This window comes from Paucibacter sp. XJ19-41 (assembly GCF_028462495.1).
GTDB lineage: Bacteria > Pseudomonadota > Gammaproteobacteria > Burkholderiales > Burkholderiaceae_C > Roseateles_E.
Genome location: NZ_JAQOWX010000060.1, coordinates 23,377 through 33,756 on the forward strand (window position 1 = coordinate 23,377; position 10,380 = coordinate 33,756).

At 68.3% G+C, this 10,380-nt stretch carries 11 protein-coding genes; 3 read left to right on the forward strand and 8 right to left on the reverse strand.

The window, feature by feature from the left end:
• Nucleotides 1-55: 55 nt before the first annotated feature.
• Nucleotides 56-1,957 carry an ATP-binding cassette domain-containing protein gene (locus PO768_RS16260; RefSeq protein ID WP_272646885.1) on the reverse strand — a complete coding sequence of 634 codons (1,902 nt, stop codon included), beginning with the start codon at nt 1,955-1,957 and terminating at the stop codon, nt 56-58.
• Between the two features lie 174 nt (nt 1,958-2,131).
• Here PO768_RS16260 and PO768_RS16265 point away from each other — a divergent pair, with 174 nt between their 5' ends.
• Nucleotides 2,132-3,127, forward strand: a complete 996-nt coding sequence (locus PO768_RS16265) for an SGNH/GDSL hydrolase family protein (RefSeq protein WP_272646886.1) — start codon at nt 2,132-2,134, stop codon at nt 3,125-3,127.
• Here the strand turns inward: PO768_RS16265 and PO768_RS16270 are convergent.
• Together PO768_RS16270 and PO768_RS16275 are read right to left on the reverse strand one after the other, a co-directional pair.
• Entirely contained in the window at nt 3,096-4,064 is a 969-nt protein-coding gene (locus PO768_RS16270) for a Bug family tripartite tricarboxylate transporter substrate binding protein (protein ID WP_272646887.1), read from the reverse strand. The genes PO768_RS16265 and PO768_RS16270 overlap by 32 nt on opposite strands.
• Nucleotides 4,061-4,609 carry a MarR family winged helix-turn-helix transcriptional regulator gene (locus tag PO768_RS16275; RefSeq protein ID WP_262971737.1) on the reverse strand — a complete coding sequence of 183 codons (549 nt, stop codon included), beginning with the start codon at nt 4,607-4,609 and terminating at the stop codon, nt 4,061-4,063. The genes PO768_RS16270 and PO768_RS16275 overlap by 4 nt, the downstream gene beginning before the upstream one ends.
• Nucleotides 4,610-4,690: 81 nt before the next feature.
• Between PO768_RS16275 and PO768_RS16280 the strand changes: the two genes are divergently transcribed.
• The gene (locus PO768_RS16280) at nt 4,691-5,944 is read left to right on the forward strand and encodes a flavin-dependent oxidoreductase (RefSeq protein WP_272646888.1); all 1,254 of its coding nucleotides are present in this window, start codon (nt 4,691-4,693) and stop codon (nt 5,942-5,944) included.
• Between the two features lie 10 nt (nt 5,945-5,954).
• On the opposite strand, the gene PO768_RS16285 is transcribed toward PO768_RS16280, so the two are convergent.
• Nucleotides 5,955-6,707: a siderophore-interacting protein gene (locus PO768_RS16285; protein ID WP_272646889.1), complete on the reverse strand. Its 753-nt coding sequence runs from the start codon at nt 6,705-6,707 to the stop codon at nt 5,955-5,957.
• A 38-nt stretch (nt 6,708-6,745) separates the two neighbouring features.
• On the opposite strand from PO768_RS16285, the gene PO768_RS16290 reads away from it, so the two are divergent.
• The gene (locus tag PO768_RS16290; RefSeq protein WP_137942772.1) at nt 6,746-7,243 is read left to right on the forward strand and encodes a MarR family winged helix-turn-helix transcriptional regulator; all 498 of its coding nucleotides are present in this window, start codon (nt 6,746-6,748) and stop codon (nt 7,241-7,243) included.
• 9 nt (nt 7,244-7,252) lie between these two features.
• On the opposite strand, the gene msrA is transcribed toward PO768_RS16290, so the two are convergent.
• The 4 genes from msrA to PO768_RS16310 form a co-directional block, all read right to left on the reverse strand.
• Nucleotides 7,253-7,759 carry a peptide-methionine (S)-S-oxide reductase MsrA gene (gene msrA, locus PO768_RS16295; protein WP_440402266.1) on the reverse strand — a complete coding sequence of 169 codons (507 nt, stop codon included), beginning with the start codon at nt 7,757-7,759 and terminating at the stop codon, nt 7,253-7,255.
• Nucleotides 7,760-7,776: 17 nt separating this feature from the next.
• A complete protein-coding gene (gene fghA / locus PO768_RS16300) occupies nt 7,777-8,616 on the reverse strand; it encodes an S-formylglutathione hydrolase (RefSeq protein WP_272646890.1) in 840 nt (279 codons plus the stop codon).
• Nucleotides 8,616-9,722 (reverse strand): S-(hydroxymethyl)glutathione dehydrogenase/class III alcohol dehydrogenase, encoded by a 1,107-nt coding sequence (locus PO768_RS16305; protein ID WP_272646893.1) that lies wholly within the window; start codon nt 9,720-9,722, stop codon nt 8,616-8,618. The genes fghA and PO768_RS16305 overlap by 1 nt, the downstream gene beginning before the upstream one ends.
• A 34-nt stretch (nt 9,723-9,756) precedes the next feature.
• Nucleotides 9,757-10,380: LysR substrate-binding domain-containing protein (locus tag PO768_RS16310; RefSeq protein WP_272646891.1), on the reverse strand; the 624-nt coding region annotated here is incomplete at its 5' end.

The following is a 10,380-nucleotide window of genomic DNA, read 5'->3' on the forward strand; positions in this document are numbered from 1 at the left end:
GATTGTTGAGCCTGCGGCGCCGTTTGCCGAGACCCAAAAGGGTCAAACCCCCGGCTTATTTCGCGTCAAGAAGTTCCCAGCGCTCCATCAGGCTCAGCAATTCCTCGTCGATCTGGCCGGCGCGCTCGGTCACCTCGGCGATACGGGCCGCCCCCTGCGTGTAAAGCTCGGTGCCATTGAGCAAGGCATTGAGCTGTTTCTGCTCGGCCTCCAGCGCCGCCACCTTGGCCGGCAGCTCGTCGAGCTCGCGCTGCTCCTTGTAGCTGAGCTTCTTCTTACTGGCGACCACGGGCGCTGGCGCGGGGGCAGGTGTTGCCGCCGGCGCCGCAGCCTGTGCAGTGGCGAAAACAGTGGCGGCCTGCTTGGCACGCTGCTCGTTGATTGCCGCCGCGCGCTTGGACTGGATCAGCCAGTCCTGCACACCGCCCTCGTACTCGCGCCAGCGGCCATCGCCCTCGTTGACGATGGTGGAGGTGACGACGTTGTCGAGGAAGCGCCGGTCATGGCTGACCAGAAAGACCGTGCCGTCGTAGTCGGCCAGCAATTCCTCCAGCAGTTCCAGCGTCTCGATGTCCAGGTCATTGGTCGGCTCGTCCAGCACCAGCACATTGGCCGGGCGGGCGAACAGCCGGGCCAGCAGAAGGCGGTTGCGTTCGCCGCCGGACAGGCTCTTGACCGGCGAGTTGGCGCGGGCCGGCGAGAACAGGAAGTCGCCCAGATAGCTCTTCACATGCTTCTTCTGCGTGCCGATCTCGATCCACTCGCTGCCGGGGCTGATGGTGTCGGCCAGCGTCGCATCGAGGTTCAGCGTGTCGCGCATCTGGTCGAAATAGGCGACCGTCAGCCGCGAGCCCTGGCGCACCTCGCCACTGTCGGGTGCCAGCTCGCCCAGGATCATCTTCAGCAAGGTGGTTTTGCCGGCCCCGTTGGCGCCGACCAGGCCGACCTTGTCGCCGCGCAGAATCGTGGCGGTGAAGTCGCGCACGATGACGCGCTCGCCATAGCTCTTCGAGACGTTTTCCAGCTCGGCGACGATCTTGCCGCTGGCGCCGCCGGTGTCGATGTCCAGCTTGACCTTGCCCTGCACATCGCGGCGCGCCTGGTGGGCCAGGCGCATCTGTTCGAGGCGCTGGATGCGCGCGACGCTACGCGTGCGGCGGGCCTCGACGCCCTTGCGTATCCAGATCTCCTCCTGCGCCAGCAGCTTGTCGAAGCGTGCATTGAACAGCGCCTCGTTCTCCAGCTCATAGGCCTTGGCGGCGGTGAAGGCGGCGAAATTGCCCGGGTAGCCGCGCAGCTGGCCGCGGTCCAGCTCGACGATGCGGTTGGCCACATTGTCCAGGAAGGCGCGGTCGTGGGTGATCAGCAGCAGCGAGCCCTGGAAGTTGTTCAGCAGCTCTTCCAGCCAGGTGATTGCGTCCAGGTCCAGGTGATTGGTCGGCTCGTCCAGCAGCAGCACATCGGGCTGGGCCACCAGGGCCCGGCCCAGCGCCACCCGCTTCTTCAGCCCGCCCGACAGCGAACCGACCAGGCGCTCGCCATCCAGGCCCAGGCGGTGCAGGGTCTCCTCGACCCGCTGCTCCCAGTTCCAGGCGCCGATATGCTCGATGCGCTCCTGCACCCAGGCCAGGTCGTCGTTCTCGTCATGGATCTCGTAGCGCTCGCGCAAGGCCTTGGCCTCGGCCACGCCCTCGCTGATCACATCGAAGATCGTTGCGTCGGCCCTCAGCTCGGGTTCCTGCGGCACATAGACGCTGGTCAGGCCCTGCTGCAACTGCAGCAGGCCGTCATCGAGCTTCTCGATGCCGGCCAGGATTTTCAGCAGCGAGGACTTGCCCGTGCCGTTGCGGCCGATCAGGCCGACGCGCTCGCCGATTTCGAGCGAGAAATTGGCACCATCGAGCAGGGCCACGTGGCCGAAAGCAAGATGGGCATTGGAGATGGAAAGGACTGCCATAGACCGCGATTGTCGCCGAGTGCGCCGCATGCGCCGCGCGGGCGCAATCCCTCTTCGGTTCAGTTGACAAGGGACCGAGCGCTATCGGATGCTGCCGCCATCGGCAATATCGCCGCAAAAGAGTCCTGCCCCATCGCGGTGCGCGGGGTTCACAAACACCAGGGAGTGATCACGATGAAATCCAATGGATGGGTGCACCTGCTTGCCGGGCTGGGCCTGGCACTGGCCGGTGCCGCGCAGGCCGGCAGTTATTCGAGCCTTTCTGTGTTCGGCGACAGCCTGTCCGACAGCGGCAATAACGCGCTGGCCATTGGCGCCGATCCGGCTCAAGTCGTGGACGGCAACCAGTACATCGCCAGCCGACCGTTCGCCTCGGGCACCTATAGCAACGGCGCCGTCTGGAGCCAGCAGTTCGCGACGCGGCTGGGCCTGAGCGCCACGCCCTCGCTGGCCGGCGGCGGCAACTATGCATTTGGCGGCGCCAAGATCGACGGTGCATGGCAGCCGGGCGAGCCGCCCAGCATGACTTCGCAACTGGGCATGTTCCTCGCCGACGTGAACGGTCAGGCCAAGGCCAACGGGCTCTATGTCGTGGCCGGCGGCGGCCCCAATATCAGCGCCGCGCTGATGGACATGATGGCCGGCGCCGATCCCTTTGCCACCACCGAAGCGCTGGCGACCCAGTACGCGATCACGATGGGCAATCTCGTCGATGGCCTGCAGGCCGCCGGTGCGCAGCACATCATCGTCTGGAACGCACCCAATTTCGGTCTGACACCGCTGGCCCAGAGCTTTGGCGCTGCTGGCACCGGCCTGGCCACGATGATCAGCGCCGCGATGAACTCGGCGCTGCAGACCCGCCTGTCCTTTGAGGACGCCGGCGTGCGTAGCTTCGATGTCTACGGCCTGCTGGGCGATGTGGTCGCCAACCCGAGCAGCTACGGCATCGAGAACGTCGGCGTGGCCTGCGGCGCGGCCGTGCTGGGCTGCAACCCGGCCAGCGCGCTGTTCTACGACGGCATCCACCCGACCACGCTGGCCCACCAAGTCTTGAGCGACTCGATGTACGCACTGGCCCTGCCAGAACCGGCCACCACAGCGCTCTGGATGCTGGGTCTTGCCGGCATCGCCACCGGCGTCAATCGTCGGAAGAAAACCCCGACGCCTTGACGACAGGCCCCCATTGCTCGCGCTCGCGCGCCAGGCGGCGCGCGTAGTCGGCCGGCGCGGCCGATGCGGGCTCGAAACCCAGCTTGGCCAGGCCTTCGGTGACGGCGCTCTCGCGCAGCGCCAGCTTGGCCAGGTCGTAGACCCGCTCGACGATGGCGGTCGGCGTGCGGGCCGGCAGGAACAAGCCGTAGCTCTCCACCCCCTCGATGCCCTTGAAGCCCTGCTCCTCGAAGGTCGGCACCTCGGGCACGAAGCGCGAGCGGCGTGCATCGGTGATGCCCAGGATGCGCACCCGGCCGCTGGCCAGATGCGGCAGATAGTCGCCGACGATGAAACAGCCGGCGGCGATCTGCCCGCCCATGAGGTCCTGCATGCCCGGCGCCGCGCCGCGGTAGGGCACATGGGTCAGCTTGATGCCGGCCGCGCGCTCGAACTGGTTGCCCAGGAAATGCGGCATCGCGCCGGCCGCCGGCGAGGCGAAGGCAGCGTTCTGCGGACTGGCCTTGGCCCAGTCGACGAACTGGCCCAGGGTCTTGACCGAGGCCGGCACCATGGGCCCGACGCCAAAGCCGCAGGTCGCATTGGCCACCGGCGAGACGGGGATTGCATCGGCCTCGGCGCGATAGGCCAGCTTGCGGTAGACATGCGGGTAGATCGTGAACATCGACGAGGGGCTCAGCAGCAGGGTCTGGCCGTCGGGCGCCGCGTCCTTCAGCGCCATCACCGCCAGGCGCCCGCCGGCGCCGACTTTCTGCTCCACCAGCACGGTCTCGGCCATGCGGCCGCGCCAGGCCTCGGCCAGGCGCCGCGCGCTGACGTCGACCGAGCCGCCGGCCGGGAAGCCGACCAGGATGCGCGGCGCCGCTCCCTGGGCACGCGCGCCCGCTCCGCTCAGCAGTGCGCCCAGGCTCAGCATCCAATCACGGCGTTGCATCATCGCTGTCTCCTAGTGGTTGTCTTGGGGGATGAATTCGAGGGCAGGGGCTGGGCCGCCGCCGTGGCCACCCAGGCCAGGCGCTCCAACGCAGCCTTCAGCACGGCAGCCTGCTCGCCCAGGCCGCGCTGCAGAGCGGCATCATGCTCGCGCACCGCCCGCTCCAGCCGGGCCATGCGGCGGCGGCCGGTGGCGCTCAGATGCAGGCCCCAGGAGCGGGCATCGGCCGGGTCGTCGCGCCGCTCCACCCAGCCCTGGGCGGTGAGCCAGTCGGTCAGGCGCAATGCACCGCTGCGGTGCAAGCCCATGGCCTGGGCCAACAGGCCCTGGCGCATGCCGGGGTTCTCGGCCACCAGCACCAGCGCGGCAAAGCGCTGCGGGCTGATGTCCTCGCCCTGGGTGGCGCGGTAGAAGTCCAGGTAGAGCGCGTTCTGTGCGCGCCGCAAGGCATAGCCCAGCAAGTCGTCGAGCACGCCGTAGCGCAGGCCCGGCACCGGCATCAGCAGGCCTTCGGGCGGCTGGGCTTCAAGAGAGGGCAGCTTGCTCATGGTTTCCCTAGCTTAGATATCGTTGCACTACGCAACAATCTCGCTTACCCTGATCTTTATCAAGACCACAAGGAGAACACCATGGCCCTGGACATCCTGATCGCCGGCGGCGGCATCGGCGGGCTGACGACCGCACTGGCGCTGCAGGCACGCGGCCACCGGGTCAGGGTCTGCGAGGCGACGGCGGCGCTGAAGCCGCTGGGCGTGGGCATCAATCTGCTGCCGCATGCGGTGGCGGTGCTCGACGGTTTGGGCCTGCTGCCGGCGCTGCGCCAGATGGCCGTCGAGACCTCGGCCCTGGTGTTCGCGAACCGCCATGGCCAGGAGATCTACCGCGATGTGCGCGGGCTGGCCGGCGGCTACAGCCATCCGCAGCTGAGCATCCATCGCGGCGAGCTGCAGCTCAAGCTCTGGGCCGAGGCCCAGGCGCGGCTGGGCGCCGAGCGGGTGCGCAGCGGCCAGCGCATCACCGGCGCGCGCACCGAGGGTGATCGTGTCTTGGCCCAGGTCCAGCTCGCCGACGGCGACACGGCCGAGCTGCACGCCGACCTGCTGATCGCGGCCGACGGCATCCACTCGGCGCTGCGCCGCCAGTGCTATCCGGACGAAGGCGCGCCGCGCTGGAACGGCATGATGATGTGGCGCGGCACCAGCCTCGCCCCACCCTTTCTCGACGGCCGCACCATGGTGCAGGCCGGCCACCGGCGCGCCAAGTTCGTCGTCTATCCGATCGCGCCGCCGCAGGCCGACGGCACGCAGCTGATCAACTGGATCTGCGACCGCCGGCTGCGCGAGGACGGCATCGGCGGCGGCCTGACGGCGCCCGGCCGCGAGGACTGGAGCAAGCCCGGCTCGCTGGACGATTTGCTGCCCACTTTTGGCGGCTGGCATTTCGACTGGCTCGATGTGCCGGCGATGATCAAGGGCGCCACCCAGCTGCTGGAGTACCCGATGGTGGACCGCGACCCGCTGCCGCGCTGGCGCCATGGCCGCATCACCTTGCTGGGCGACGCCGCGCACCCGATGTACCCAATCGGCTCGAACGGTGCGACCCAGGCCATCATGGATGCGCAATGCATCGCCGAGGTGCTGAGCGGCACGGCCGATGTCGAGGCGGCACTGGACGCCTACGAGGCGCAACGCCGGCCGCTGTGCGCCGGCATTGTCACGATGAATCGCCAGGAGGGGCTGGACGCCATCCTCGATCTGGTCGAGGATCGCGCGCCGGATGGCTTTGCGCGGCTGGCCGATGTGATCGACCCGGCCGAGGTCGATGCCTTCGTCAAGCGCTACAAGGCCGCAGCCGGCCATCAGCAGCGCCCGCTTGCCGGCTGAGGCGGGACCCTCAGGCAGGATCCTCGAGGTTCTCGTGATGGGCGATGGCGCCGCGCTTCCAGTAAGCGGCGGCGCGGATCGCGTGGCGGCTGTGCCCCTTTTCATCGACCAGAATCTTGCGCAGCGCAGCCATCGTGCCGGCCTCGCCGGCACACCAGGCATAGCCCTCGCCGGCCGGCAGCGCCAGCGCACGCAGCGCAGCGATCAGCTCGGCGTCGCCATCCAGCCATTGCAAGCGCACATCGGCCGCGCTGGCGAGCTCGCGGCGGTCGGCTGCGTCGGGCACGCTCAGCAGCACCAGAGCAGGCACGCCGGCGGGCAACTCCTCCAGGCGGCGCGCGATCGCCGGCAGCGCGCTCGCGTCGCCGGCCAGCAGATGCCAGTCATAGTCCAGCGGGATGACAAAGGAGCCGCGCGGGCCGGCAATCGTCAGCCGCTGGCCGGGCTGCGCCTGGGCAGCCCAGCCGGCCGCCGGCCCGTCGCCATGCAGCGCGAACTCCAGGACCAGCTCGCCGACGGCTGCATCGTAGTGGCGCGGCGTGTAGTCGCGCCGCGCCGGTTCCGCGCCGGCCGGGCCGAAGATCAGCTTGATATGGTCGTCGAACGAGGGGCTGTGGAAACCGGCCAGCTCGGGGCCGGCCAGCGTGATGCGCCGCATATGCGGGCTCAGCGCCTCGACCCGACGCACCTCCAGCTCGCGGCGAACGATCTCGTGGCGCAGGCGCTGCACGCGGCGCTCCGATGGGACTTGGGCTGCACTCATGGCGGGCTCCCTGGATATGGTTGACAATATCATCCATCATGCGCAAATCATTGGACATTGTCAACCATTCACCCCGCACCGGGACAGCCCATGGGCGGCCGGACGCGGCGCAAGACGATGTGCTGGAGCTGGTGCATCGCGTGATGCATCAGTACCGCGCGCAGCAGTACCAGGTCTTGCGCGACGGCCCGCATCAGATCACCCATATGGAGAGCAAGGTGCTGGGCTATTTCGGCCGCCACCCGGGCGCCACGCAGAGCGATCTGGCCGGCGACAGCGGCCGCGACAAGGCTCAGCTGGCCCGGCTGGTCAAGAGCCTGCGCGAGCGCGGCCTGCTGGACGGCACACCCGACCCGGCCGACCGCCGCAACACGCGCCTGACGCTGACCGCCGAGGGTCAGGCCTTGCTGGGCACGCTGAAGCAGCAGGCCCGACGCCTGGCAGGCAAGGCCGTTGTCGGCATGAGTCCGCAAGAGCAGGCGCAGCTGCTGGCCCTGCTGCAGCGGGTCCGGAGCAATCTCGACGCGCCGGACTGACGCCGGGGTTCAGCCCGCCTTGCGCTGCGGCAGCACCCAGCCGGGGCGCGGGAAGTGGCAGGTATAGCCGTTCGGCCGGTGCTGCAGATAGTCCTGGTGCTCGGCCTCGGCGGCCCAGAACTGCGGCGCAGGCACCAGCTCGGTCACCGCCTTGCCGGGCCACAGGCCGGAGGCATCGACATCTTTGAGGGTGTCGATGGCCACCGCCTTCTGCGCCTCGCTGGTGTAGAAGATGGCCGAGCGGTAGCTGCTGCCGACATCGTTGCCCTGGCGGTTCAGCGTGCTGGGATCGTGGATCTGGAAGAAGAACTCCAGCAGGCGGCGAAAGCTGGTGGCCTCGTTGTCGAACACGATCTCGATCGCCTCGGCATGGCCAGGGTGGTTGCGGTAGGTCGGGCTCTCATTGCTGCCGCCGGTGTAGCCGACCCGGGTCTGCAACACGCCGGGCAGCTTGCGTATCAACTCCTGCATGCCCCAGAAGCAGCCACCAGCCAGTACCGCAGTTTCCTTTGCCATCATGGCACTCCTTGTGTTCAAGACTTGGGCAGCAGCTGCGCCGCATGGTGGCGCAGATGATCGTCGACAAAGCTCGCGATGAAGTAATAGCCATGGTCGTAGCCGGCCTGGCGCCGCAGGGTCAGCGGCTGAGCGGCGGCCTTGCAGGCGCATTCGAAGGCCTCGGGCTGCAGTTGCTCGGTCAGGAATTTGTCGGCCAGGCCCTGGTCGATCAGGATACCGCCCGGGAAGGGTGCGCTGGGCCGCGCTCGCATCAGCGCGCTGGCATCGTGCGCGGCCCAGTCGCTGCGGTCATCGCCCAGATAGCCGCTGAAGGCCTTCTCGCCCCAGGGGCACTGGGTCGGCGCGGCGATCGGCGCAAAGGCCGAGACCGAGGCGAACAGACCCGGATGGCGCAGCGCCAGGGTCAGCGCGCCATGGCCGCCCATCGAGTGGCCGAAGATGCCGGTGCGTGCGGCATCAAGGCCGAACTCGCGCTGCACCAGCGGCACTAGTTCCCTGGTCAGATAGCTCTCCATGCGCCAGTGCTGGGCCCAGGGCTGCTGCGTCGCGTCCAGATAGAAGCCGGCGCCGACGCCAAAGTCCCAGGCCGCGCTCTCGCCGGCCACATTGGCGCCGCGTGGGCTGGTGTCCGGCATCAAGAGCGCCAGGCCCAGCTCGGCCGCAAGACGCTGGGCGCCGGCCTTCATCGTGAAGGTCTCCTCGCTGCAGGTCAGGCCGGCGAGGAAGACCAGCAGCGCCTTCGGCTCGGGCGGCAGGTACAGCGCAAAGCGCATCGGCAGGCCGATCTCGGCCGACTCGTGCTTGTAGAAGCGCTGGGCCCCGCCGAAGGAGGCGTGCTCGGACAGCAGCTCCATCAGAATTCCACCACCGAGCGGATCGACTCGCCGCGCTTCATCAGATCAAAACCTTCGTTGATCTGTTCCAGCTTGAGCTTGTGCGTGATCAGCGAATCGATATTGAGCTTGCCGTCCATATACCAGTCGACGATCTTGGGCACATCGGTGCGGCCACGCGCGCCGCCGAAGGCCCTGCCCTCCCATTTGCGGCCGGTCACCAGCTGGAAGGGCCGGGTGCTGATCTCGGCGCCGGCCTCGGCCACCCCGATGATGATGGAGCGGCCCCAGCCCTTGTGCGTGCACTCCAGCGCGTCGCGCATCACCTTGGTATTGCCGATGCACTCGAAGCTGTAGTCGGCGCCGCCATCGGTCAGCTGCACGATGTGATCGACCAGATTGGGCACCTCCTTCGGGTTGACGAAGTGGGTCATGCCGAACTCGCGCGCCATCTTCTCGCGCGCCGGGTTCAGATCCACGCCGATGATCTTGTCGGCGCCCACCATCTTGGCACCCTGGATCACGTTCAGGCCGATGCCGCCGAGGCCGAACACGACCACGTTCGCACCGGCTTCCACCTTGGCGGTGAACAGCACCGCGCCGACGCCGGTGGTGACGCCGCAGCCGATGTAGCAGACCTTGTCGAAGGGCGCGTCCTCGCGGATCTTGGCCAGGGCAATACCTGGCACCACGATGTGATTCGAGAATGTGGACGTGCCCATGTAATGGAAGATGGGCTTGCCGTCGATCGAGAACCGCGCGCTGCCGTCGGGCATCAGTCCCTTGCCCTGGGTGCTGCGGATCGCCTGGCAGAGATTGGTCTTGCGCGACAGGCAGAACTTGCACTGCCGGCACTCGGGCGTGTAGAGCGGGATCACATGGTCGCCGGGCTTCAGCCAGGTGACGCCCTCGCCAACCTCCAGCACGATGCCGGCCCCCTCATGGCCCAGGATGGCCGGGAAGATGCCTTCCGGGTCGGCGCCGGACAGGGTGTAGTAGTCGGTGTGGCAGATGCCGGTGGCCTTGATCTCCACCAGCACCTCGCCAGCACGCGGGCCGTCGAGCTGGACTTCTTCGATGCTCAGCGGGGCACCGGCCTTCCAGGCGACGGCAGCACGGGTCTTGATCATGGCGGGACATCCTTGCAAAGAAACAGTGGTCTCATCTTCGCATAGCGCCCTTGCCGCCGAGGCGCTGCAAGGCATCGACCAGGCGCAGCGTCAGGTCTTGCCCGGCGCGCGGCAGGGGCACCAGCAGGTCGATGGTCTCCGCCAGTGGCACGACAGCCCCCCAGGGCGCGACCAGACTGCCCTCGGCCAGCGCGGCAGCCACCAGGCGTTGCCGCCCCATCAGCACCCCCTGCCCGGCCAGCGCCGCCTGCAGCGCCATGCTGTAGAGCGAGAAGCGTGGGCCGTCCGTCGCGGCGATATCGCTGCGGCCGGCCGCCTTCAGCCAGCGCGCCCAGTCCTGCGACCAGACGATGTCATGCAGCAGGGTCTGCTCGGCCAGTTCGGGCGCGCGGCCGCGCGGGCCCAGCAGGCTGGGGCTGCAGACCGGCAGCAAGGCATCCTCGGCCAGCACCAGGCGCTGGCAACCCTTGGGCAGCGGCTTGCGCGGCAGCGCCGGCGCATAGAACAAGCCCAGGTCATAGGCCTCGCGCTGGAAATTCGGCGGCGCCTCCAGCGCGCTCAGCGAGAGCTGCAGCCCCGGCAGCTCGCGCTGCAGGGCCGGCAGCAGCGGCGTGAGCCAGAGCTGGGCCAGGGCCGGCAGGGCCGCGATATGCAG